The sequence below is a fragment of the Pseudomonas sp. Q12-87 genome (genome assembly GCF_001269755.1).
GTDB classification, from domain to species: Bacteria; Pseudomonadota; Gammaproteobacteria; order Pseudomonadales; family Pseudomonadaceae; genus Aquipseudomonas; species Aquipseudomonas fluorescens_S.
In genome coordinates this window covers 85313-107134 of sequence record NZ_LHVI01000002.1, presented here as the reverse complement: position 1 = coordinate 107134, position 21822 = coordinate 85313, and the positions used below count along the sequence as shown (strand labels likewise).

The following is a 21822-nucleotide window of genomic DNA, read 5'->3' as shown; positions in this document are numbered from 1 at the left end:
GATGCGCTATGGTGTACGCATCACGGCGTTTCCTACCTGCCCTATTTGATCCGACCAAGGAGTGCGAGCGATGAAAAAGTTGATGGTGGCCCTGGGTTTGCTGAGCCTTGCCGGTGGTGCATTTGCGGCTGGCAAGCCCTGCGAAGAACTGAAAAGCGAAATCGCAGCGAAGCTGGATGCCAAGGGTGTGTCAGGTTATTCGCTGGAAATCGTCGATAAGGGCGCAGCGGCTGACGGAAAAGTCGTAGGTACTTGTGAGGGCGGCGCGAAAGAAATCGTCTATAAAAAGTGATTCTCTTCGAACGTCAAAGCCGACGCAGTGCGTCGGCTTTTTTATGGGTGTCATTCAGCCTTTCATGACCTGCGCCAGCAGTTCATAGGAGCGCACGCGGTCGGCATGCTCATACAGGTCGCTGGTGAAAATCAGCTCATCGGCCTGGGTTTGCTCGATCAGCACCTGCAGCTTGGCGCGAATCTTCTGCGGGCCTCCCACCATGGCCAGGCCGAGGAAATCGCCAACCGCTTCCTTCTCATGGGGCAGCCAGAGGCCGTTCATGGTTTCGACCGGCGGGCGTTGCACCAGGCTCTGGCCGCGCATCAGCGCGAGGATCCGTTGATAGACCGATGTCGCCAGGTAGTCCGCCTGCTCGTCGGTGTCCGCCGCCACCAGCGGTACGCCGAGCATCACATAAGGCTTATCGAGCACCGCCGAGGGCTTGAAATGATTGCGGTAGATGCGAATCGCCTCGTGCATGTAGCGCGGTGCGAAATGCGAGGCGAAGGCGTAGGGCAAACCACGCTCACCGGCCAATTGTGCACTGAACAGGCTCGAACCCAGCAGCCAGACCGGGACGTTGGTACCGGTGCCGGGCATGGCGATGATCCGTTGATCCGGGGTGCGTGGGCCGAGGTAGCGCATCAGCTCGGCCACGTCTTCGGGAAAATCGTCGGCACTGCCGGAGCGCTCGCGACGCAGCGCCCGGGCCGTCATCTGGTCGGAACCGGGCGCTCGCCCCAGGCCCAAGTCGATTCGGCCCGGAAACAGGCTCTCCAGCGTGCCGAACTGCTCGGCGATGACCAGCGGCGCATGGTTGGGCAACATCACCCCGCCGGAGCCAACACGAATGGTCGAAGTGCCCCCCGCCAGATAGCCCAGCAACACCGCCGTGGCGGAGCTGGCGATGCCATCCATGTTGTGGTGTTCGGCCACCCAGAAGCGGGTGTAGCCGAATTTTTCCACGTGTTGGGCCAGGTCCAGGGAGTTGCGCAAGGACTGGCCGGCGTTACCGTCGGCACGAACGGGCACCAAGTCGAGGGTTGAGAACTTCACTTCGGACAGCTGTTTCATGGGCCAGGATCTCCAACGGCGTTCCGGGCTTTTCTGTGGACAAAAGCCTGCCGTTTCTAAAGGTGTGTTCCATGCAATGTGGGCATATACCCGAGTTTCAATAGCTGCGAAGAATTTTCCTACTAAATTCGTCGGCTAATCGACCAGATGAACTTTTCCGGACGGTCTATCCTCACATCCCTGACAGCTGAAAACACCCAGGCGCGACCCTCGCGCCGGATCTTTAGGAGGCAGACATGGCGATCATCAAGAAAGCATCGGCTCATTGGTCAGGTGACCTGAAAACCGGTATCGGCTCCATCTCCACGGAAACCGGGGTATTGCGCGAAGCGCCCTACGGCTTCAAGGCCCGTTTCGAAGGCGGCAAGGGCACCAATCCCGAAGAACTGATCGGCGCGGCCCATGCGGGCTGCTTTTCCATGGCCTTTTCGATGATCCTGGGCGAGGCCGGGCTCAAGGCCGACAGTATCGACACCAACGCCGAAGTGACCCTGGACCAGGTCGACGGCGGTTTTGCGATTACCGCTGTGAAGCTCATTCTCAAGGCGAAGATCCCTGGCGCCAGCCAGGCGCAATTCGACGAACTGAGCAAAAAAGCCAAGGAGGGGTGCCCGGTGTCCAAGGTACTGAACGCCAGCATCACCTTGGAAGCGACGCTGGTGAGCTGACGCACTGAAAGGGTCGCAGCCTCTGCAGGCTGCGATCTTTTTGCGGGCGGGCGAACTGTTTACCCCGGCACAAGTGTGATCGAATGCACGCCTGCGGTTTCAGCGCACAGGCAGTGCGCGCTGCAATGAGGAATTTCGAGCATGAAACGATTTGCCCTGGCGGTCATCGGCTGCGCCTTCGCCTCATCGGCCCTCGCTGCGCCAAAGTCCTGCGAAGAACTGAAAGAGGAAATCGAAGCGAAGATCCAGGCAAACAACGTGTCGTCCTACACGCTGGAAATCGTCACCAATGACGAAGTTCACGACCAGAACATGGTGGTTGGCACGTGCGAAAACGGCACGAAGAAAATCATCTATCAGAAGAATGACCGCTAGGCAGCCCTACGGCAGGCAACGGGCTTGTCGATCTTCGGCGACGATTTCTCGCTTGGCGTCGTAGAGCCGGGCGCTTGGGGTGAACGCCAGGCTGCGGGCCTCCAGGCGATAGCGTTGGCCGGCCTCGAAGTGATCATATCGAATGGTCAGGTAACACAACCGCTCTTGTGGTTCGCTCATCACACCCAACCCACCGCCGCCGTAAACCTCGAAGTCGAAGCGCACCTCCAGCTCATGACTGCCCGGTGAGACCAGGAAGTAGCGACCATCGCGCAGCCGTTGGCCATCGAGTTTTTCCGCCATCAACACCTTGCCACCCGGCGCAGGCATCGCGAAATCGACCCAGGCCAGGTTGGGATCGGCCGGGGGCAGCGGGCTGGTTGCACAACCGCCCATGGCGAAGAAGGCCAGCAACAGCAGGTGAACACGCATGGTCGGTTTCCTTGGCAATCAGGCCCTGAGCATAGCGCCGATCAGCTTTGCTGGCAGCCTGCCGGAGTGCCTTGGCCGACCATTTTTCGTTGTTGATCGTAAAGCTTGGCCCATGGCCGGAAACCGATGCTGCCGGCCTGCAACTGGTAACGCTGGCCGGCATTGAAGTCCTTGAATTTCACGTTCAAACGACAATCACGCCACAGCGGCTCGGCATTCGGGCCGATATTGCCGGGCTCGACGGCAAATTGATAACGCACCGTCAGCTCATGGCTGCCGGGTTGCACTTCGAAATAACGCCGGTCGACTGAGGTCTTGTCATCGACTTCCAGCGCTTGCAACGCGGTGTCCTGATGATTTCCCAGGTCGATCCACGCCTGGGAGGGATCAGGGTCCGGCAAGCCGGCGCAACCGGTCAGCAACAACAGGCCACTCGTCAGCATCAACACGCGCATAGCGAAGCTCCAGGCAGGCGAGATAGTCTTGCAGGCAGACTTTCCCAGGGTGATTCCAATTGATCAGGCCGCGTTCAAACCATCGGTTACTCGACCGTGCTTTCCGGATTTTGTTTCCAGGCCTCCTGCTTTTGTTACTGAACGGTTGCACCAGCGTCGGTTATTACGGCCAGCTCGTCGGCGGGCAACTGCGCTTGTTGCAGGCCCGCGAGCCTATCGATCAAGTGATTGCCGACCCCGCTCGCGCGCCCCAGTTGCGGGCGCAACTGGCCCAGGCACGCCAGGCCCGGGCGTTTGCCAGCGCACACCTGCACCTGCCGGACAACCAAAGTTATCGCCTGTACGCGGACATCGGCCGGCCATTTGTAGTCTGGAACGTCTTCGCCACGCCGGAATTTTCCCTGGCGCCGCAAACCCATTGCTTCCCCATCGCCGGTTGCGTGGCCTATCGCGGTTACTACAGCCAGGGTGCGGCCCGGGGCGAGGCCGCGCTACAGCATCTGCAGGGCATGGACGTGTCGATTGCTGGTGTGGAGGCTTATTCGACGCTGGGCTGGTTCAACGACCCGATCTTGAGTTCGATGCTGCATTGGGACGACGAACGCTTGGCGACGTTGATTTTTCATGAACTGGCGCACCAGCGCTTTTATGTAAAAGACGACACGCAATTCAACGAATCCTTCGCCACCTTCGTTGAACAGGAAGGCACCCGCCAATGGCGCGCCCATCGTGGGCTGGCGCCGGACAGCAGCAAGCAGGCGCAACAGCGCGATCAGTTCATCCAACTGGTCCTCGACACTCGCCAGCGCCTGGAAACGCTCTATGCCCAACCCCTGCCGGCCGAAAAGATGCGCCAGCGCAAGGCACAGGCATTCGAACGCCTGCGCACCGACTACAAGCAGCTGCGCGACAGCCAATGGGCAGGCGACAAACGCTACGACGCCTGGGTCTATGCACCGCTGAACAACGCGCGTTTATTACCGTTCGGGCTGTACGACCAATGGGTGCCCGCCTTTGCGGCGTTGTTCAAGCAGGCGAATGGGGATTGGGCGGCGTTCTATTCGGCAGTGGAAACACTCGGCAAGCTGCCGACCGATGGGCGCAAGGCAGCCTTGGAGGCGTTGGCAGCATCGAAGGCTTCCGGCGCGTGAACGGACCCTATCGCAAGCTTGCTCGCGATAGCGGTCTCTACAGGTGTCGAAAAAAGTCATGAAAAAAGGGCACCCGACTCCATCGGTGTGCCCTTTTTTAAGCGCCCCCGGATTACGGGTTAACGCTGTCCTTCAGAAACTTGCCTGGCTTGAAAGCAACCGTGTTGCTTGCCTTGATTTTCACCGGCTCACCGGTTTGTGGGTTCTTGCCGGTGCGGGCGCCGCGGTGGCGTTGCAGGAAGGTGCCGAAGCCTACCAGGGTAACGCTGTCCTTGCGGTGCAGGGCGCCGGTGATTTCTTCGAGGACGGCGTTGAGCACGCGGTTGGCTTGCTCTTTGGTGAGGTCTGCCTTTTCCGCGATGGCGGCGGCGAGTTCTGGTTTACGCATGAATGAAGCCCCTTTGACGGTTTTTTTGTTGTTATGTCCGTGCCGTTCTCTTTGGAACAGCCCCTAAGGCGCCGCAGGCTCTACTCTGCGGCAGACGGAAGTGAGGATGGCACGGGGCCGCAGGCGGCGCCAGTGTCCGAACGACCTTTGTGGGACCAAAAGTAGGGTTTTTGCGACAGAACGGCCGTTATTTACGCCAGCAGCGCCGGAAGTTCCTTATTCAGCGCCAGCTTCTCCATCACCGCCGCCCCCGTCAGGGCGTAGCCCAGCAGGTTGCCGTCGGCGTCGCGACACAGGGCCTTGATGTCAGCGCCCTGCCCTTCGACGCTCCATGCGCCTTCACGGCCCCGTGGCGGTGGCGAAACCACCAGCGGACACACCGGGGTCTTCACCGTGATGGGCATGGCGCCATAACTGACGGCTGTCGGGTTGCCGGCCAGGGTTTGGGCCAGGGCACGGGCGCAACTCATCAGCGGCATCACGTACAAGAGGTTCAAGCCATCGACCTCGGCGCAATCGCCCAAGGCGTAAATGTTGGCATGGGACGTTTTCAGGTGGCGGTCGACCACCACGCCGCGATTGACCACCAGGCCGGCGGCAGCCGCGAGGTCAATGCGCGGGCGCAGGCCGATGGCCGAGACCACCAGGTCGCAGGCGATCACCTGGCCGTCGGACAAGTGGGCTTCCAGCCCGTCGGCCACCCGCTGCAAACGGTTGAGCACCGGTCCCAAGTGGAAGCGCGCGCCGAGGCTCTCCAGCCCGGCCTGTACCGCGGCGGCTGCAGCCGGGTGCAACAGCGTCGGCATGACTTGCTCGCAAGGCGCCACTAATTGCACCTCATAGCCGCCAAGAATCAGGTCGTTAGCGAATTCGCAGCCAATCAACCCTGCGCCCAGCAGCAGCACACGACGCTTACCGGCGGCCGCAGCCCTGAAGCGTGCGTAGTCTTCCAAGTCGTTGATCGGGAAGATCAGCTCCGAAGCGTCACCCTGCACCGGTACGCGCACGGTTTCGGCGCCCCAGGCCAGGATCAGATCGCGGTAGCTCACCGCTTCCTCGCCGATCCACAACCGCTTGTGACCTGGGTCGATGCCGCTGATGCGGGTGTGGGTGCGCACTTCGCCCTTCAATTGCTCGGCCATGGCGCCAGGCTCGGCCACGCTCAGGCCATCGGCGTCCTTGCTCTTGCCAAACCCCGTGGAGAGCATCGGCTTGGAGTACGAGCGGCCGTCATCGGCGGTAATCAGCAGCAACGGGGTTTCGCTGTCGAGCTTGCGAAACTCCCGGGCCAGGTTGTAACCGGCAAGGCCGGTGCCGACGATGACGACAGGTGCGCTCATGTTGCTCTCCATGAAGAATGATCAGTTGATTTCGATCATTTCGAAATCCATTTTGCCCACGCCGCAGTCCGGGCAGAGCCAGTCTGCCGGCACGTCTTCCCAGCGGGTGCCGGGGGCGATGCCATCATCCGGCCAACCATCGGCTTCGTTGTAGATCAGGCCGCAGACAATACATTGCCACTTCTTCATTCAGTACTTCCTCGGGTGTCAGGCGTTTGCCGGTATTGGTTGGGTCGATGCGGTCGCCCTTCCGGCTCAGGGCGTTTTGTACTGATCGATTGCGCCAGATGCAAGCATGATCGACGCGACGGCAGGCCGGGCCAGTCAAATGGCCGACCGGCATGGTAAGCTCCCGGCCTCATTTGCTGCCATTCAAGACCTCTGTGCCGCATACAAATTCGATCTTTCCTACACTCCAATGGCTGCCCCGGCACCTGCTGGAGCCCTGTCCCGATGCCTGTGTACTCGATTGGCTGTTCGATGCGGGTTCGCTGACCCGGCGGCTGACACGGCTGTCGGACGATCACTTCAGCGTGACGCCACTGTTCGAAGGCTGGCAGCCACTGCGGGCCGATGAATGTGCCGCACTCGACTTGGCCGAAGGCAGCGAAGGCTGGGTGCGCGAGGTGTTTCTGCGCGGCCACGGCCAGCCCTGGGTGTTCGCCCGCAGTGTGGCGGCGCGCAGCGCGTTGCAGGGCGACGGGTTGCACATGGACGAATTGGGCAGCCGCTCCCTGGGGGAATTGCTGTTTTGCGACCAGGCGTTCCAGCGCCGGGCCATTGAAGTGTGCCATTACCCCGAGCCCTGGTTGCCCGCAGAGGTAAGCACCAGTGGGCTGTGGGGCCGCCGTTCGCGTTTCGATCGCGGTGCATTGAGCGTGCTGGTGGCGGAAATCTTCCTGCCGCGCCTATGGACCGTCGCCCGCGCCTATTCGGAGAATTGCTGATGTACATGCACCTGCTCAAATCCTTGAATCGCCTGAATCCGCGGGCCTGGGACTTCGTGCAATTGACCCGCATGGACAAGCCCATCGGCATCTACCTGCTGTTGTGGCCGACCCTATGGGCGTTGTGGATCGCCGGTGAAGGTTCGCCGTCCCTCGCCAATATCGTGATTTTTGTCCTGGGCGTGGTGCTGACCCGCGCCGGTGGTTGCGTGATCAATGACTGGGCCGACCGCAAGGTGGACGGTCATGTCAAACGCACCGAACAACGCCCGCTGGTGAGCGGCAAGATCCGTTCAAAAGAGGCGCTGGTGTTCTTCGCGGTGTTGATGGGCGTGAGCTTCCTGCTCGTGCTGTGCACCAACGGACCCACCATCCTGCTCTCCCTCGGCGGGCTGGCCCTGGCGCTCAGCTATCCATTCATGAAGCGCTACACCTATTACCCACAAGTGGTGCTGGGCGCGGCGTTCTCCTGGGGCATGCCGATGGCGTTCACGGCCGAAACCGGTCACCTGCCAGCGGCCGCCTGGTTGCTGTACATCGCCAATCTGCTGTGGACGGTTGGCTACGACACTTATTACGCGATGACCGACCGCGACGATGACTTGCGGATCGGCGTGAAATCCACGGCGATCCTGTTTGGCGATGCCGACCGGGTAATCATCCTGACGCTGCAAGGCCTGGCCTTGGGGTGCCTGCTATTGGCCGGCTCGAAATTCCAGCTGGGTGGCTGGTTCCACCTCGGTCTCGTGGCCGCCGCCGCATGTTTTGCCTGGGAGTCCTGGTACACCCGCGACAGGGATCGGATGCGCTGCTTCAAGGCGTTCCTGCACAACCATTGGGCCGGGTTGGCAATTTTCGTCGGCATTGTGCTGGATTACGCGTTGCGCTAAGCCACATCAATTAAGCACACATTGAACCCGTGGCGAGGGAGCTTGCTCCCGCTCGGTTGCGCAGCGACCGCCAAAAGCCGGGACCGCTTCGCAGCCCAGCGGGAGCAAGCTCCCTCGCCACAGGAGCATTTTCCTGGACCGGCTCGGGTCAGTCAGGCTTGGCGATTTTCCAGGCGCCGTCCATTTTGCCGTCACCGGTCATGTCTCCGGCTTTTTTATCCATGACGAAGGTGTACAGCGGTTTTCCGTTGTAGGCCCATTGCTTCTTGCCGTCGTCGCGGGTGATCACGGTCCATTCGCCCATGGACTTGGCGCCCTCTGCGGCCATCAGCGGTGGCCAATTGGCCGCGCATTTGTCGTTGCACATCGACTTGGCGCCCGCGTCCTTGGCGAACGTATACAGCGTCATGCCTTGGTGATCCGTCAGCATGCCGTTTTTTTCCTTCGCCGGATCAGCCGCGAATGCCGACATCGGCAGCGCCAGCGCAACCGTGACTGCCAGGGCCTTGATGGATTGAGTGAAGTAAGTCATGGAAACCTTCTCTTGTGGTTGTCAGGGTTCGGACTAAAAGCGTAGCCCAGGATCCCCGTCGATGCAGGCTCAGGAAATAACTGTCACACGACTGCAATAATTCCGTTATCTAATGCGGCGCAAGACAGTTAAATGACAAGAGGATTACCCCATGGTTGGCAGGAGCATTCTGATCGTCGACGACGAGGCGCCCATCCGCGAGATGATCGCCGTTGCGTTGGAGATGGCCGGCTATGACTGCATGGAAGCAGAGAACTCTCAACAGGCCCATGCCATCATCGTCGACCGCAAGCCCGACCTGATCCTGCTGGACTGGATGTTGCCCGGCACGTCTGGCATCGAGCTGGCGCGGCGCCTCAAGCGCGACGAGCTGACCGGCGATATCCCCATCATCATGCTCACCGCCAAGGGCGAAGAGGACAACAAGATCCAGGGCCTGGAAGTCGGCGCCGACGACTACATCACCAAGCCGTTCTCTCCACGCGAGCTGGTGGCGCGCCTGAAGGCCGTGCTGCGGCGTGCGGGGCCGACCGATGGCGAAGCGCCAATCGAAGTCGGTGGCCTCCTGTTGGACCCGATCAGCCACCGCGTGACCATCGACGGCAAGCCCGCCGAGATGGGCCCCACCGAATACCGTCTGCTGCAATTTTTCATGACCCACCAGGAGCGCGCCTACACGCGCGGGCAACTGCTGGACCAGGTCTGGGGCGGCAACGTCTACGTCGAAGAACGCACCGTGGACGTGCATATCCGGCGTCTGCGCAAGGCCCTCGGCGATGCCTACGAGAATCTGGTACAAACCGTGCGCGGCACCGGTTATCGTTTTTCGACGAAGGCATGAGAAAAGCAGCTGCGAGTTTCAAGCTACAAGCTGCAAGCAAAAGCCACTACCGACCCGCTTCAAACTTGCAGCTTGAAGCTTGCAGCTTTCAGCTGCTTCCAAAGGAAGCCCCGTGAATCAAAACTGGCATGGCACCCTGATTCGCCACATGTTGCTGCTGGTGACCGGCTGTTTGCTGATCGGCCTGATCAGCGGCTATTACGGCTGGAGCCTGGCCGCAGGGCTGGGGGTTTACCTGGCATGGACGCTCAAGCAATTGCTGCGCCTGCATGAATGGCTGCGCTTGCACCAACCCGACGAAGCCCCGCCCGACGGCTACGGCCTGTGGGGCGAGGTGTTCGACAGCATCTATCACCTGCAACGGCGCGACCAGCGTGTGCGCGGGCGCCTGCAAGCGGTGATCGATCGGGTCCAGGAATCCACCGCCGCGCTGAAAGACGCGGTGATCATGCTCGACAGCGACGGCAACCTGGAATGGTGGAACCGCGCCGCCGAAACCCTGTTGGGCCTCAAGACGCCCCAGGACAGCGGCCAGCCGGTGACCAACCTGGTGCGTCATCCGCGCTTCAAGGAATACTTCGAGCAGGATAATTACGCCGAGCCCCTGGAAATTCCTTCGCCTATCAATGATCGGCTGCGTATCCAGCTGTACATCACCCGCTACGGCAACAACGAACACTTGATGCTGGTGCGGGACGTGACGCGCATCCATCAGCTGGAACAGATGCGCAAGGACTTCATCGCCAACGTATCCCACGAATTGCGCACGCCATTGACGGTGATCTGCGGCTATCTGGAAACCCTGCTCGACAACGTCGAGGAAGTGAACCCGCGCTGGAGCCGGGCCCTGCAACAGATGCACCAGCAAAGCGGGCGCATGCAGACCCTGCTCAACGACTTGCTGCTGCTGGCCAAGCTCGAAGCCACCGATTACCCGTCGGACAACCAGCCCGTGCCCATCGACGAGCTGTTGCAAACCATCGCCGAAGACGCGCAGGAACTGTCCGGCCCCAAGCAGCAGACCATCACCCTGGAAGCCGAGCCGGGCGTGCAACTCAAGGGCAGCGAGGCGGAATTGCGCAGCGCGTTTTCCAACTTGGTGTTCAATGCCGTCAAGTACACCCCAGAACAGGGCCGGATTCATGTGCGCTGGTGGGGCGATGAGCAAGGCGCACACCTGAGCGTGCGCGATTCGGGCATCGGCATCGACAGCAAGCACCTGCCGCGCCTGACCGAGCGTTTCTACCGCGTCGACTCCAGCCGCAACTCCAACACTGGGGGAACCGGGCTCGGACTGGCCATCGTTAAACACGTGTTGTTACGTCATCGCGCACGCATGGAAATCAGCAGCGTGCCCGGCCACGGCAGCACGTTCACCTGCCATTTCGCCCCGGCGCAGGTGGTGCGCGGGCGTCTCGCCAGCCGCGCCGATTGATACCGACCGGCACTCGCCACTAGGCAACCGCCGAGTCAGCCGCTACATTGGCTGACTTGTGCCTGCCCTTTCAGGCACTCATTCCTAACTTCTACGAACATACGGAACCCGCAAAACTCCATCATGGACCCTTCCCCTGGCTTGTCCCTCGTAACACTCTTCGCCGAATTCGGCATGATTCTTTTTGCTCTGATCCTGGTTCTGCTCAACGGTTTTTTCGTTGCGGCCGAGTTTGCCATGGTCAAGCTGCGCTCGACCCGGGTCGAGGCCATTGCCGAGCAGAACGGCTGGCGCGGGCATATCCTGCGCACCGTCCACAGCCAGCTCGACGCCTACCTGTCGGCGTGCCAGCTGGGCATCACCCTCGCCTCCCTGGGCCTGGGCTGGGTCGGTGAGCCGGCGTTCGCACACATTCTCGAACCACTGCTGGGCGCGGTCGGCGTTCAGTCGCCGGAAGTGATAAAAGGCGTGTCGTTCTTCACCGCGTTCTTCATCATTTCGTACCTGCACATCGTCGTCGGCGAGCTGGCGCCCAAGTCCTGGGCGATCCGCAAGCCTGAGTTGCTGTCGCTGTGGACCGCCGTGCCGCTGTACCTGTTCTACTGGGCCATGTACCCGGCAATCTACCTGCTCAACGCCAGCGCCAACGCCATCTTGCGCATCGCTGGTCAGGGCGAACCCGGCCCGCACCACGAGCATCACTACAGCCGTGAAGAACTGAAGCTGATCCTGCACTCCAGCCGTGGCCAGGACCCGAGCGACCAGGGCATGCGCGTGCTGGCTTCGGCCGTGGAAATGGGCGAGCTGGAAGTGGTGGACTGGGCCAACTCCCGGGAAGACCTGGTGACACTGGAGTTCAATGCGCCGCTCAAGGAAATCCTGGCGATGTTCCGTCGCCACAAGTTCAGCCGCTATCCGGTGTATGACAGCGAGCGACAGGAGTTCGTCGGTCTGTTGCACATCAAGGACCTGTTGCTGGAACTGGCGGCCCTGGACCACATCCCCGAGTCGTTCAACCTGGCTGAACTGACCCGGCCGCTGGAGCGGGTGTCGCGGCACATGCCGCTGTCGCAATTGCTCGAGCAGTTCCGCAAGGGCGGCTCGCACTTCGCCGTGGTTGAGGAAGCCGACGGCAACATCATCGGCTACCTGACCATGGAAGACGTGTTGGAAGTGCTGGTGGGCGACATTCAGGACGAACACCGCAAAGCCGAACGCGGCATCCTGGCCTACCAGCCGGGCAAGTTGCTGGTACGCGGCGACACGCCGTTGTTCAAGGTCGAACGGCTGCTGGGGATCGACCTGGACCACGTCGAAGCCGAGACATTGGCCGGTCTGGTCTACGAAACCCTCAAGCGGGTGCCGGAAGAGGAAGAGGTGCTGGAAGTCGAAGGGCTGCGGATCATCATCAAGAAGATGAAAGGACCCAAGATCATCCTGGCGAAGGTATTGATGCTCGATTGAGCATCAACCTGCCCTGAAGGCTGAACATAAATCCCGTGCTATTGCTTGCCCAGCGCAAAGTTGGGCAGCTCTCCCACCGGTTGATTGAACTGGTAGGGAATCGACACCAGCCCCAGCCCGGTATTGCGCTGCACCACGAAATGCAGGTGCGGGCCGGAGCTGTTGCCGGTGTTGCCCGACAATGCCAAGGGCGTGCCCACCCCGACACGCTGCCCTTCCCGCACGTTCACCGAACCTTTCTGCAAATGCAGGTAGACGCCCATGGTCCCGTCATCGTGCAGCACCCGCACGAAGTTGCCCGAGGGATCATCGCCACGACCGGTCTGCTGGTTTTCCGTCTTGATCACTACACCGCCCCGCGCCGCGATGATCGGCGTGCCTTCGGGCATGGCGATGTCCATGGCGTAGCGGTTTTTCGGGCCGTAGTGACTGTATTGGCCGTTGGCACCCTGGCTCAACCGGAACGGCCCGCCTCGCCAGGGTAACGGGTAACGATAGGCCTGCGCCGCGTCCGCAGGGTCACCCAGGGAGTATTCGAACCTCGGGGTATACACCAACGGCCTGCCGGGCCGGGTGGCCGTGAGCAACGCCAGGCGCAGGTTGCTGCGCGCCGGCAGCACCCGGCGAATCGGCCGGCTCGGCGCCCCGCTCACGTTCTTGAGCCCGGCGAAACTCAACTCGATCTCCACCGGCGCGTACAGGTCGTTGCGCACGAATACAGCGTCCGCACCTTTGTGCTTCTGGATATCAAGAAACACCTGGCGCTCCAGGCGCTCCACCATGCGGTCGCGAAACACGAACACCTGGGCGCCTCGGCTGGGACGGTCGCTATAGGACACCACGCCATTGGCATCGGTGGATTTGTAGATCGTCATGGCCGCGGCCGAAGTGGAGGCCAGGACAAGACCACAGGCAAACAGCAAGTGCGCGAGCATGGGCAAAGGTTCTGTCGAGAAATGAAGGCCTGCACAGCAGCCTAGCAGCTGGGATGGACCAGCGTAGTCGACGGATGTTTCAAAATTGGATCAGCGATCGGTGTTGGATCTCATTGCCCCATCGCGAGCAAGCGCGCTTCCACAGAGAGAGTGGAAGTGAACTTGCTCGCGATAGCAGCCGGATCAGGCGCCCGGAACGAAGTGCTTCTGCGCGGTGCCGCGGGCGATCAGGCGGGAGATGTAGTCAAGTTTCTGCGGGTCTTTGTCGACGAAGCGGAAGGTCAGTTGCAGCCATTCGCTGTCGGGAGTCTGTTCGTGAGCGACGATGGCGTGCAGGTAACCGTTCAGACGAGCGGTCTCGGCGTTGTCGCCCTGCTCCATGTCCAGCACCGCGCCTTCGAGCACTTGCGGCAGGGTGTCGGAGCGCTTGACCACCAGCAGCGCTTCCTTGAGGCTCAGGGCCTTGATCACGCATGGCTGGGTGCCGCTGGACAGGCGCAACTGGCCCTGGCCACGGTTGCCGGCCGGCGCGGCCGAGGCAGCCGGGGCTTTGACGGGCGGGCTGTTGAGCAGACCCCGAGCCGGTGCAGCGGCGGGTGCAGCAGCCGGGGCGGCGGCAACGGCAGCGGGCTTGGCGAAAGGATTCACCGCAGGGGCCGCCGCAGCAACCGGCGCAGCCTTGCCGCCTGTAAGAGCGCTGAGGGAATCATTGCCGAACGCCGAATTCATCTTGGTTGGCGCGCTGTTCATCAGGGTGTCGAGCTTGCCGACTTTGTGCAGGGCCTGTTTGACCTTGGTCAGCAACTGTTCGTTGGTGAACGGCTTGCTGACGTAGCCGGAAACGCCGGCCTGGATCGCCTGGACCACGTTTTCCTTGTCGCCGCGGCTGGTAACCATCACGAACGGCATGCCCTTGAGGTTATCCTGCTGGCGGCACCAGGTCAGCAGTTCCAGGCCGGACATCTCCGGCATTTCCCAATCGCACAGCACCAGGTCGAACGCCTCGCGAGCCAGCACAGCCTGGGCTTTCTTGCCGTTCACCGCGTCCTCGATGCGGATGCCCGGGAAGTAGTTGCGCAGGCACTTCTTCACCAGGTCACGAATGAACGAAGCATCGTCCACGACCAACACACTGACCTTACTCATCCAGATACACCTCTAAAAAATCCCGGCAAGCATACCGCTTTTACTGATGGCACATTGCCAAAAACCTTCAGTCACGCCGGGACTTTTCGTTCGCGGGGTGCTGCTGACGATTAAAAAAAAATTCCAAAAAAAAGCCCGACCAGAAGGCCGGGCGCTTTTCTTGGCAATCTTACTTATCGTCAGCTTCGCCCGGAACATTAGCGGTTTCGGACAAGGTGCCCTCAACTTCTTCCTTCATGCGCTTGAGGCCCAAATGACGGACATCGGTGCCGCGCACCAGATAGATCACAAGTTCCGAGATGTTGCGCGCATGATCGCCGATACGCTCCAGAGAGCGCAGCACCCAGATGATGCTCAGCACCCGCGAGATCGAGCGCGGGTCCTCCATCATGTAGGTCGCCAACTCACGCAGGGCGGTCTTGTACTCGCGGTCGATGATCTTGTCGTACTGGGCCACCGACAATGCCAGATCGGCGTCGAAGCGGGCAAAGGCGTCCAGGGCATCGCGAACCATATTGCGCACCTGGTCGCCGATGTGGCGCACCTCGACGTAACCGCGCGGCGCTTCGCCTTCTTCGCACAACTGGATGGCGCGGCGGGCGATCTTGGTGGCTTCGTCGCCGATCCGCTCCAGGTCGATCACCGACTTGGAGATGCTGATGATCAGCCGCAGGTCGGAAGCGGCCGGCTGGCGACGGGCCAGGATGCGCAGGCATTCCTCGTCGATGTTGCGTTCCATCTGGTTGATCTGGTCGTCGATCTCACGCACTTGCTGGGCCAGGCCGGAGTCGGCCTCGATCAGCGCGGTGACCGCGTCGTTGACCTGTTTTTCCACCAGGCCGCCCATGGCCAGCAGGTGGCTGCGCACCTCCTCCAGCTCGGCGTTGAACTGTGCGGAAATGTGGTGGGTAAGGCCTTCCTTCGAAATCATGGTTTTGCTCCGCAAAAGCTGTGAGCTGCAAGCTTCAAGCTGCAAGCTAATTTGTGTCGTTACGCTGAACTGCCTTTACTTGCCGCTTGAAGCTTGCGGCTCGCAGCTGCCGCTAGCCATAGCGACCGGTAATGTAGTCTTCGGTCTGCTTCTTGGCCGGATTGGTGAACAAGGTGTCGGTGTCGCCGAATTCCACCAGTTTGCCCATGTACATGAACGCGGTGTAGTCGGACACCCGCGCCGCCTGCTGCATGTTGTGGGTCACGATGACAATGGTGAACTTGGACTTGAGTTCGTAGATCAATTCCTCGACTTTCAAGGTCGAGATCGGGTCCAGGGCCGAGCAAGGTTCGTCGAGCAGCAACACTTCCGGCTCCACCGCGATGGTGCGGGCAATCACCAGGCGCTGCTGTTGACCACCGGACAAGCCCAGTGCCGACTCATGCAGGCGATCCTTGACCTCATCCCACAGCGCCGCGCCCTTGAGGGCCCACTCCACCGCTTCGTCGAGGATACGCTTCTTGTTGATGCCTTGGATGCGCAGGCCGTAGACCACGTTTTCATAGATGGTCTTGGGGAATGGGTTGGGCTTCTGGAACACCATGCCCACGCGACGACGCAGCTCGGCCACGTCCTCGCCCTTGCGGTAGATGTTGTTGCCGTAGAGGTTGATTTCACCCTCCACGCGGCAGCCGTCCACCAGGTCGTTCATGCGGTTGAAGGTGCGCAGCAAAGTCGACTTGCCGCAGCCCGACGGACCGATGAACGCGGTGACGCGTTGTTTCGGGATGTTCAGGCTGACGTCATACAGCGCCTGCTTCTGGCCGTAGAACAGGCTCAGGCCCGGCACTTCGATGGCGACGGTTTCCTGCGCCAGGTCCAGGCTCTGCTTGTCGCGACCCAGGGCCGACATGTTGATGCCGCGTGCTTGTACTTCGTGTTGCATGGGAGGCTCCCTGTGCTAACAAATTCGGTTCGGTTGACCACTAAGCGGCCATGCCAATCTGTGTATCTGTGGGAGCGGGCTTGCTCGCGAAAGCGGTGTGTCAGCTTGCATCTCTACAGGATGTGCCGCCGTCTTCGCGAGCAAGCCCGCTCCCACATGAAAATCAACTATCCAACGCCTTGTACTTCTCACGCAGGTGGTTACGGATCCACACCGCCGACAGGTTGAGCGTGGCGATCACCAGCACCAGCAACAGCGCCGTGGCGTACACCAGCGGTCGTGCCGCTTCGACGTTCGGGCTCTGGAAGCCGACGTCGTAGATATGAAAGCCCAAGTGCATGATTTTCTGGTCAAGGTGCAGGTACGGGTAGTTGCCGTCCAGCGGCAGCGACGGGGCCAGTTTCACCACGCCCACCAGCATCAGCGGCGCCACTTCGCCGGCGGCACGGGCCACGGCGAGGATCATGCCGGTCATCATGGCCGGGCTCGCCATGGGCAGGACGATTTTCCACAAGGTCTCGGCCTTGGTCGCGCCCAGAGCCAGAGAGCCCTCGCGCACGGTCCGCGGGATCCTCGCCAGGCCTTCCTCGGTGGCGACGATCACCACCGGCACCGCCAGCAGCGCCAAAGTCAGGGAAGCCCAGAGCAGCCCCGGGGTGCCGAAGGTTGGCGCCGGCAAGGCCTCGGGGAAGAACAAGCGGTCGAGCGAGCCACCCAGCACGTAGACGAAAAAGCCCAGGCCGAACACGCCGTAGACGATGGCCGGTACGCCTGCCAGGTTGTTCACCGCGATACGGATCAGGCGGGTCATCGGCCCTTGGCGGGCGTATTCACGCAGGTACACCGCGGCCAGCACACCGAATGGCGTCACGATCATCGCCATGATCAGGGTCATCATCACCGTGCCGAAGATAGCCGGGAAGATCCCGCCCTCGGTGTTGGCTTCGCGAGGATCGTCGCTGAGAAATTCCCAGACCTTGCTGAAATAGAAACCGAGCTTGGTGAACGTGCCCATGGCGTTCGGCTGGTAGGCGTGCACCACCTTGCCGATGCCGATTTCCACTTCCTTGCCGTTGGCATCGCGGGCCGTCAGGCTGTCGCGATTGAACTGCGCATGCAGGTCGGACAGGCGTGCTTCGATGTCCTTGTAACGGGCGTTGAGTTCGGCGCGCTCGCCTTCCAGGTCTGCCTGGGCGGTGGCGTCGAGCTTGCCATCCAGCTCCAGTTTGCGCCCGTGCAGGCGGATGCGCTCCAGGCCGGCGTTGATGGCGCCGATATCAACTTTTTCCAAGGTCTTGAGTTCGCCTGCCAGCTGGTTGACGCGTTGTACGCGAGCCTGCAGCTGCGGCCAGGCGGCCTCGCCTTCGGCAATGACCTTGCCGTCTTCCTTGACGTTGACCAGGTAGCCGTAGAAATTGCCCCACTCACGACGCTCGATGGCCATCAGCTCCGGCGGCGTGGCCTGGTTGGTCAGCCAGTCGCCGACGATCCAGGTGAAGTCGGTGCCGTTCAGGTCCCGGTTACCCACCTTGACCAGCTCGCGGGTCATGAACTCAGGGCCTTCGTCCGGCACCGGCAGGCCGGCGCTTTTCAGGCGTTCACGCGGTACTTCTTCTTTCTGCACCACTTCGCCCACCACCAAGTGCGCGGGCATGCCGGGCACGTTGTAGTTGGCATGGATCAGATCCGCCGGCCAGAAGTGACCCAGGCCGCGCACAGCGATCACCGCCAGCAGGCCAATGGTCATGATGACCGCGATGGACACCGCGCCACCGCTGATCCAGACGCCGGGGGCGCCGCTCTTGAACCATCCTTTCAGGGAGTTCTGTTTCACAGACTTCTACCTTTCTTAAAGCGACGAATATTTCTTGCGCAGACGCTGACGGATCAGCTCGGCGAGGGTGTTCATGACGAAGGTGAACAACAGCAGCACCAGCGCCGACAGGAACAGCACGCGGTAATGGCTGCCGCCGACTTCCGATTCGGGCATTTCCACCGCCACGTTGGCCGCCAGGGTGCGCAGGCCTTCGAACAGGTTCATTTCCATGACCGGCGTGTTGCCGGTGGCCATCAGCACGATCATCGTTTCGCCCACCGCACGGCCCATGCCGATCATCAGCGCCGAGAAAATACCTGGGCTGGCGGTGAGGATCACCACGCGGGTCATGGTCTGCCACGGCGTGGCGCCAAGGGCCAGGGAGCCCAGGGTCAGGCCGCGTGGCACGCTGAATACGGCGTCTTCGGCAATGGAATAAATGTTCGGGATAACCGCGAAGCCCATCGCCAGGCCAACCACCAGAGCGTTGCGCTGGTCATAGGTGATGCCCAGGTCATGGGAGATCCACATGCGCATGTCGCCGCCGAAGAACCAGGCCTCCATGTACGGGCTCATGTACAGCGAGAGCCAGCCGACGAACAGGATCACCGGGATCAGCATCGCGCTTTCCCAGCCTTCCGGCACCTTCAGGCGAATGGATTCAGGCAGGCGACTGAAGACGAAACCGGCCACCAGGATGCCGATCGGCAGCAACATCAACAGGCTGAAGATGCCCGGCAGGTGCCCTTCAACATACGGCGCCAGGAACAGGCCCGCGAAGAAACCGAGGATCACCGTCGGCATCGCTTCCATCAACTCGATCACCGGCTTGACCTTGCGGCGCATGCCCGGGGCCATGAAATAGGCGGTGTAGATCGCCGCGGCAACCGCCAGCGGAGCGGCCAGCAGCATCGCGTAGAACGCGGCCTTGAGGGTACCGAAGGTCAGCGGCGAGAGGCTCAGCTTGGGTTCGAAGTCGGTGTTGGCGGCAGTCGATTGCCAGACGTATTTAGGCTCGTCGTAGTTTTCGTACCAGACCTTGCTCCACAACGCGCTCCACGAGACTTCCGGGTGCGGGTTGTCCAGCGTCAGCGGCTGCAGCTTGCCGCCCTGCTCCACGATCAGGCGATTGGCCCGGGGCGACATGCCGAACACGCCTTGGCCGTCGACCACCTGGTCCACCAGCAAGGTGCGATGGGCAGTGCTGTGGAACACACCGAGCTTGCCGGCCGCATCGAGGGCGACGAAGCCTTTGCGCCGTTCCTCGGCAGTGATTTCAACGATAGGCGCGGTGCCCATCTGGAAGGTGCGGATCTGCTTCAGGCGCTGCTCACCGTCCGGATCCCGGGCCATGAACCATTGGGCCAGGCCACCTTTGGAGTCGCCGAAGATCAGCGAAATCCCGCCCACCAACTGGGTTGCGGCGGTGACTTGGGCTTCGCCGTTTTCCAACAACTTGTAGCGACCGTTCAGGCTCTTGTCCCGCAGGCTGAATACATCGGCCTGGGCGCGCCCATTGACCACGTAGAGCCATTGCTGGCGCGGGTCGACGAAGATGTTCTTCACCGGCTCCGTCATCTGCGGCAGATCGATACGCGTCTGCTCGCTGGTGGTTTCGCCGGTCATCATGTTTTCTTCGCGGGTCAAGGACAGCACCTGCAACTGGGCACCGCTGGAACCGGCCAGCAACAGGGTCGAATCCGTGGCGTTGAGGCTGACATGCTCCAGTGCCGCGCCCTGCTCGTTCAACGCAATCGGGGTCTCGCCATAGGGATATTCGACGGCAGGCGAGATGGTCTTCTTGCCGTCCGGGTACGTGACGTTATAGGTGTGACGGAACACCAGCGCCTGGCCGTTGGACAGGCCGATCGCCACCAGCGGACTGCCGGGCTGATCTTCGCCAATGGAGGTGACGCTGGCGCCGGCCGGGATCGGCAGATCGACCCGACGCAGTTCGGCGCCACTGTTGATGTCGAAAAACAGCGCCTGGCCCTTGTCGGAAACCCGCAGGGCGACTTGGTTCTGCTCTTCGATGGCGATCATCAGGGGTTTGCCGGCATCTTGCATCCAAGCCGGGGTGATCGATTCCTTGGCGGTCAGGTCCGCGCCCTGGAACAGCGGCAGCACCACGTAGGCCAGGAAGAAGAAGATCAAGGTAATGGCGGCCAGGACGGCGAGGCCGCCGATCAGGACATACCAGCGAGTCAGGCGATCCTTGAGCGCACGGATGCGGCGCTTGCGTTGCAGCTCAGGCGTATTGAAGTCAATGCGCTTGGGAGGGGAAGTCGTAGTCATTGGGGAATTGGCCAGATCATTCATGCGCACACCCTAGCGATCCTGTATGACAGAAAGATGACAATGCAGTGACGCAACAAATCCGCCGCCAGCTAGAAGCGGCAGCGGACGGAAAATTCGTGCCTGTGGGAGCGGGCTTGCTCGCGAAGGGGCCAGCACATTCGATATGGATGCCGACTGATCCACCGCATTCGCGAGCAAGCCCGCTCCCACAGAGAGCCCGGGCGTTGACCCGGGCTCAGGTATTACTTCTTGGCGACGTTGCTGCCTTCCGCCAGACCCAGGTCAGCCAATGCCTTGGCAGCTACCTTGGCCGGTACCGGGATGTAGCCGTCCTTGACCACGACTTCCTGGCCTTGCTTGGACAGGATCAGCTTCACGAACTCGGCTTCCAGCGGGGCCAGAGGCTTGTTCGGTGCCTTGTTGACGTAGACGTAGAGGAAGCGCGACAGCGGGTACTTGCCGTTCAGGGCGTTTTCTTCGGTGTCTTCGATGAAGTCAGTGCTGCCTTTCTTGGCCAAGGCCACAGTCTTCACACTGGCGGTCTTGTAGCCGATGCCCGAATAACCGATGCCGTTGAGCGAAGAGCTGATGGACTGCACCACCGACGCCGAACCAGGTTGCTCGTTGACGTTTGCCTTGTAGTCGCCTTTGCACAGGGCTTCTTCTTTGAAGTAGCCGTAGGTGCCGGACACCGAGTTACGGCCGAACAGTTGCACTGGCTTGTTGGCCAGGTCGCCGGTCACACCCAGGTCGCCCCAGGTCTTCACGTCGGTTTTAGCGCCGCACAGACGGGTGGACGAGAAGATTGCGTCGACCTGTTCCATGGTCAGGTGCTGGATCGGGTTGTCCTTGTGTACGAATACCGCCAGGGCGTCCACGGCCACCGGGATTGCGGTTGGCTTGTAGCCGTACTTCTGTTCGAAGGCCTGCAGCTCGTTGTCCTTCATCTTGCGGCTCATCGGGCCCAGGTTGGCGGTGCCTTCGGTGAGGGCGGGCGGCGCGGTGGAGGAACCGGCGGCTTGGATCTGGATATTTACGTTCGGGTATTCTTTCTTGTAGTTCTCGGCCCACAAGGTCATCAGGTTGGCCAGGGTATCGGAGCCGACGCTGGACAGGTTGCCCGACACACCAGTGGTCTTGGTGTAGCTCGGGATCGCAGGGTCAACAGCGGCAACCGCGTTGGCAGTCGCAACGCCAGCGGCGACAAAGGTCATTGCCGCCATCAAACGCTTCAGTTTCATGCCTTACTCCTAGCAGATAGGGTGTGTTAAGTCGGCCAAGTATCGGTAAGCCGTGTGAACACTCTATGGCTGAAATATGACAATTGGATGAAAGGCCAGTATTGAATTTTACGAGATGATTTCTGCCGGTAGAGTCAGGCCGAAGACCCGCTCATTTACAGAGATGTACCCATCCGTGGCGAGGGAGCTTGCTCCCGCTTGAGTGCGCAGCACTCATAAAGAAGGGGTTGCTGCGCAACCCAG

General features: G+C 61.2%; 23 protein-coding genes. 9 read left to right on the top strand and 14 right to left on the bottom strand.

Features of this window, described 5'->3' with window-relative positions:
* Nucleotides 1–70: 70 nt before the first annotated feature.
* Nucleotides 71–292: a DUF1161 domain-containing protein gene (locus AD663_RS00620; protein ID WP_003177208.1), complete on the top strand. Its 222-nt coding sequence runs from the start codon at nt 71–73 to the stop codon at nt 290–292.
* A 54-nt stretch (nt 293–346) separates the two neighbouring features.
* Here AD663_RS00620 and AD663_RS00615 read toward each other — a convergent pair whose 3' ends face one another.
* Nucleotides 347–1348 carry an LLM class flavin-dependent oxidoreductase gene (locus tag AD663_RS00615; protein ID WP_003177207.1) on the bottom strand — a complete coding sequence of 334 codons (1002 nt, stop codon included), beginning with the start codon at nt 1346–1348 and terminating at the stop codon, nt 347–349.
* Between the two features lie 236 nt (nt 1349–1584).
* On the opposite strand from AD663_RS00615, the gene AD663_RS00610 reads away from it, so the two are divergent.
* Both AD663_RS00610 and AD663_RS00605 read left to right on the top strand, forming a co-directional pair.
* Nucleotides 1585–2016: an OsmC family protein gene (locus AD663_RS00610; RefSeq protein WP_003177206.1), complete on the top strand. Its 432-nt coding sequence runs from the start codon at nt 1585–1587 to the stop codon at nt 2014–2016.
* A 141-nt stretch (nt 2017–2157) separates the two neighbouring features.
* Nucleotides 2158–2391: a DUF1161 domain-containing protein gene (locus AD663_RS00605; RefSeq protein ID WP_003177205.1), complete on the top strand. Its 234-nt coding sequence runs from the start codon at nt 2158–2160 to the stop codon at nt 2389–2391.
* Nucleotides 2392–2397: 6 nt separating this feature from the next.
* Here the strand turns inward: AD663_RS00605 and AD663_RS00600 are convergent, their stop codons facing one another.
* Nucleotides 2398–2823, bottom strand: coding sequence for a hypothetical protein (locus tag AD663_RS00600; RefSeq protein ID WP_003177204.1), 426 nt, complete (start codon nt 2821–2823; stop codon nt 2398–2400).
* A gap of 41 nt (nt 2824–2864) precedes the next feature.
* Entirely contained in the window at nt 2865–3278 is a 414-nt protein-coding gene (locus tag AD663_RS00595) for a hypothetical protein (protein ID WP_003177203.1), read from the bottom strand.
* A gap of 59 nt (nt 3279–3337) precedes the next feature.
* On the opposite strand from AD663_RS00595, the gene AD663_RS00590 reads away from it, so the two are divergent.
* The gene (locus tag AD663_RS00590) at nt 3338–4429 is read left to right on the top strand and encodes an aminopeptidase (protein WP_053213085.1); all 1092 of its coding nucleotides are present in this window, start codon (nt 3338–3340) and stop codon (nt 4427–4429) included.
* 112 nt (nt 4430–4541) lie between these two features.
* On the opposite strand, the gene AD663_RS00585 is transcribed toward AD663_RS00590, so the two are convergent.
* The 3 genes from AD663_RS00585 to AD663_RS00575 form a co-directional block, all read right to left on the bottom strand.
* A complete protein-coding gene (locus AD663_RS00585) occupies nt 4542–4817 on the bottom strand; it encodes an HU family DNA-binding protein (protein WP_003177201.1) in 276 nt (91 codons plus the stop codon).
* Nucleotides 4818–5008: 191 nt separating this feature from the next.
* Nucleotides 5009–6157 carry an FAD-dependent oxidoreductase gene (locus tag AD663_RS00580; protein ID WP_053213084.1) on the bottom strand — a complete coding sequence of 383 codons (1149 nt, stop codon included), beginning with the start codon at nt 6155–6157 and terminating at the stop codon, nt 5009–5011.
* A gap of 21 nt (nt 6158–6178) precedes the next feature.
* Nucleotides 6179–6346 carry a rubredoxin gene (locus tag AD663_RS00575; protein WP_003177199.1) on the bottom strand — a complete coding sequence of 56 codons (168 nt, stop codon included), beginning with the start codon at nt 6344–6346 and terminating at the stop codon, nt 6179–6181.
* 194 nt (nt 6347–6540) lie between these two features.
* On the opposite strand from AD663_RS00575, the gene AD663_RS00570 reads away from it, so the two are divergent.
* Nucleotides 6541–7104, top strand: coding sequence for a chorismate lyase (locus tag AD663_RS00570; RefSeq protein ID WP_003177198.1), 564 nt, complete (start codon nt 6541–6543; stop codon nt 7102–7104).
* A complete protein-coding gene (ubiA, locus tag AD663_RS00565; protein ID WP_053213083.1) occupies nt 7104–7994 on the top strand; it encodes a 4-hydroxybenzoate octaprenyltransferase in 891 nt (296 codons plus the stop codon). The genes AD663_RS00570 and ubiA overlap by 1 nt, the downstream gene beginning before the upstream one ends.
* A 148-nt stretch (nt 7995–8142) precedes the next feature.
* Here ubiA and AD663_RS00560 read toward each other — a convergent pair whose 3' ends face one another.
* A complete protein-coding gene (locus AD663_RS00560; RefSeq protein WP_053213082.1) occupies nt 8143–8526 on the bottom strand; it encodes a hypothetical protein in 384 nt (127 codons plus the stop codon).
* 151 nt (nt 8527–8677) lie between these two features.
* Between AD663_RS00560 and phoB the strand changes: the two genes are divergently transcribed.
* From phoB to AD663_RS00545, 3 genes are all read left to right on the top strand, one after another.
* Complete coding sequence (gene phoB, locus AD663_RS00555; protein WP_003177195.1) at nt 8678–9367, top strand: phosphate regulon transcriptional regulator PhoB; 690 nt, start codon at nt 8678–8680, stop codon at nt 9365–9367.
* 112 nt (nt 9368–9479) lie between these two features.
* Entirely contained in the window at nt 9480–10802 is a 1323-nt protein-coding gene (phoR, locus tag AD663_RS00550) for a phosphate regulon sensor histidine kinase PhoR (protein ID WP_003177194.1), read from the top strand.
* A 123-nt stretch (nt 10803–10925) separates the two neighbouring features.
* A complete protein-coding gene (locus AD663_RS00545) occupies nt 10926–12266 on the top strand; it encodes a hemolysin family protein (RefSeq protein ID WP_003177193.1) in 1341 nt (446 codons plus the stop codon).
* A gap of 38 nt (nt 12267–12304) precedes the next feature.
* Here the strand turns inward: AD663_RS00545 and AD663_RS00540 are convergent, their stop codons facing one another.
* The 7 genes from AD663_RS00540 to AD663_RS00510 all read right to left on the bottom strand — a co-directional run bounded on the left by AD663_RS00540 (nt 12305) and on the right by AD663_RS00510 (nt 21579).
* Entirely contained in the window at nt 12305–13201 is an 897-nt protein-coding gene (locus AD663_RS00540; protein WP_003177192.1) for a peptidoglycan DD-metalloendopeptidase family protein, read from the bottom strand.
* A gap of 183 nt (nt 13202–13384) precedes the next feature.
* Nucleotides 13385–14347: a response regulator gene (locus AD663_RS00535; protein ID WP_003177191.1), complete on the bottom strand. Its 963-nt coding sequence runs from the start codon at nt 14345–14347 to the stop codon at nt 13385–13387.
* A gap of 169 nt (nt 14348–14516) precedes the next feature.
* Nucleotides 14517–15278, bottom strand: coding sequence for a phosphate signaling complex protein PhoU (gene phoU, locus AD663_RS00530; RefSeq protein WP_003177190.1), 762 nt, complete (start codon nt 15276–15278; stop codon nt 14517–14519).
* A 112-nt stretch (nt 15279–15390) separates the two neighbouring features.
* The gene (gene pstB, locus AD663_RS00525; RefSeq protein ID WP_003177189.1) at nt 15391–16224 is read right to left on the bottom strand and encodes a phosphate ABC transporter ATP-binding protein PstB; all 834 of its coding nucleotides are present in this window, start codon (nt 16222–16224) and stop codon (nt 15391–15393) included.
* Nucleotides 16225–16387: 163 nt separating this feature from the next.
* A complete protein-coding gene (pstA, locus tag AD663_RS00520) occupies nt 16388–18058 on the bottom strand; it encodes a phosphate ABC transporter permease PstA (RefSeq protein WP_053213081.1) in 1671 nt (556 codons plus the stop codon).
* Nucleotides 18059–18073: 15 nt separating this feature from the next.
* On the bottom strand, nt 18074–20107 hold the full coding sequence (locus AD663_RS00515) for an ABC transporter permease subunit (protein ID WP_172680572.1): 2034 nt from the start codon (nt 20105–20107) through the stop codon (nt 18074–18076).
* A gap of 473 nt (nt 20108–20580) precedes the next feature.
* Nucleotides 20581–21579 carry a phosphate ABC transporter substrate-binding protein PstS gene (locus AD663_RS00510; RefSeq protein ID WP_053213079.1) on the bottom strand — a complete coding sequence of 333 codons (999 nt, stop codon included), beginning with the start codon at nt 21577–21579 and terminating at the stop codon, nt 20581–20583.
* Nucleotides 21580–21822: the final 243 nt, after the last annotated feature.

What these genes read in the sequence shown, in the direction of transcription:
- AD663_RS00615 (WP_003177207.1), bottom strand. Translation starts at nt 1,348, where the DNA reads ATGAAACAGCTGTCCGAAGTGAAGTTCTCAACCCTCGACTTGGTGCCC.
- AD663_RS00560 (WP_053213082.1), bottom strand. Translation starts at nt 8,526, where the DNA reads ATGACTTACTTCACTCAATCCATCAAGGCCCTGGCAGTCACGGTTGCG.
- pstB (WP_003177189.1), bottom strand. Translation starts at nt 16,224, where the DNA reads ATGCAACACGAAGTACAAGCACGCGGCATCAACATGTCGGCCCTGGGT.
- AD663_RS00510 (WP_053213079.1), bottom strand. Translation starts at nt 21,579, where the DNA reads ATGAAACTGAAGCGTTTGATGGCGGCAATGACCTTTGTCGCCGCTGGC.
- phoB (WP_003177195.1), top strand. Translation starts at nt 8,678, where the DNA reads ATGGTTGGCAGGAGCATTCTGATCGTCGACGACGAGGCGCCCATCCGC.
- phoU (WP_003177190.1), bottom strand. Translation starts at nt 15,278, where the DNA reads ATGATTTCGAAGGAAGGCCTTACCCACCACATTTCCGCACAGTTCAAC.
- ubiA (WP_053213083.1), top strand. Translation starts at nt 7,104, where the DNA reads ATGTACATGCACCTGCTCAAATCCTTGAATCGCCTGAATCCGCGGGCC.
- AD663_RS00540 (WP_003177192.1), bottom strand. Translation starts at nt 13,201, where the DNA reads ATGCTCGCGCACTTGCTGTTTGCCTGTGGTCTTGTCCTGGCCTCCACT.
- AD663_RS00515 (WP_172680572.1), bottom strand. Translation starts at nt 20,107, where the DNA reads ATGCAAGATGCCGGCAAACCCCTGATGATCGCCATCGAAGAGCAGAAC.
- AD663_RS00620 (WP_003177208.1), top strand. Translation starts at nt 71, where the DNA reads ATGAAAAAGTTGATGGTGGCCCTGGGTTTGCTGAGCCTTGCCGGTGGT.
- AD663_RS00545 (WP_003177193.1), top strand. Translation starts at nt 10,926, where the DNA reads ATGGACCCTTCCCCTGGCTTGTCCCTCGTAACACTCTTCGCCGAATTC.
- AD663_RS00580 (WP_053213084.1), bottom strand. Translation starts at nt 6,157, where the DNA reads ATGAGCGCACCTGTCGTCATCGTCGGCACCGGCCTTGCCGGTTACAAC.
- AD663_RS00595 (WP_003177203.1), bottom strand. Translation starts at nt 3,278, where the DNA reads ATGCGCGTGTTGATGCTGACGAGTGGCCTGTTGTTGCTGACCGGTTGC.
- AD663_RS00535 (WP_003177191.1), bottom strand. Translation starts at nt 14,347, where the DNA reads ATGAGTAAGGTCAGTGTGTTGGTCGTGGACGATGCTTCGTTCATTCGT.
- AD663_RS00585 (WP_003177201.1), bottom strand. Translation starts at nt 4,817, where the DNA reads ATGCGTAAACCAGAACTCGCCGCCGCCATCGCGGAAAAGGCAGACCTC.
- AD663_RS00575 (WP_003177199.1), bottom strand. Translation starts at nt 6,346, where the DNA reads ATGAAGAAGTGGCAATGTATTGTCTGCGGCCTGATCTACAACGAAGCC.
- AD663_RS00605 (WP_003177205.1), top strand. Translation starts at nt 2,158, where the DNA reads ATGAAACGATTTGCCCTGGCGGTCATCGGCTGCGCCTTCGCCTCATCG.
- AD663_RS00610 (WP_003177206.1), top strand. Translation starts at nt 1,585, where the DNA reads ATGGCGATCATCAAGAAAGCATCGGCTCATTGGTCAGGTGACCTGAAA.
- AD663_RS00600 (WP_003177204.1), bottom strand. Translation starts at nt 2,823, where the DNA reads ATGCGTGTTCACCTGCTGTTGCTGGCCTTCTTCGCCATGGGCGGTTGT.